Raw genomic sequence first — 346 nt, 5'->3', positions numbered from 1 at the left:
GCAAGTAAGGTCCCATGAAGACGACATGGTAGATAGGCCGGGAGTGGAAGTGCAGTGATGCACGGAGCGGACCGGTACTAATAGACCGAGGGCTTGACTTAAGTAGAGAAGCGGTTTTAAAGGAGCGGAAGCGACGCATAAAACCGACTGAATCACTTACTCCCGAAGGGAGCGGGTGAGGGAATCTGGAAGCAGGTTCTGAGGAAAGAAGACCGTAAGCAGAGCGGAGGCTCGTTAAGGAAGTTCGTTTTATGCAGTTGTAAGGGCACGGGCCCTTAGGAAAATTCAGTGGCGATAGCTGCGGGGATCCACCTGTTCCCATGCCGAACACAGCAGTTAAGCCCGC

Annotated in this window: 2 rRNA genes; both read left to right on the top strand. The window is 53.5% G+C overall.

Going from position 1 to position 346, the window contains the following annotated elements:
* Positions 1-101: ribosomal RNA gene (locus tag CJ260_RS12605) — 23S ribosomal RNA — on the top strand; the annotation flags it as partial.
* A gap of 183 nt (positions 102-284) precedes the next feature.
* A 5S ribosomal RNA gene (gene rrf / locus CJ260_RS12600) occupies positions 285-346 on the top strand; the annotation flags it as partial.

Source organism: Megasphaera sp. ASD88 (assembly GCF_002287425.1).
In the GTDB taxonomy this organism is placed as follows: Bacteria; Bacillota; Negativicutes; order Veillonellales; family Megasphaeraceae; genus Megasphaera; species Megasphaera stantonii.
This window is presented reverse-complemented; position numbering and strand designations above follow the sequence as displayed.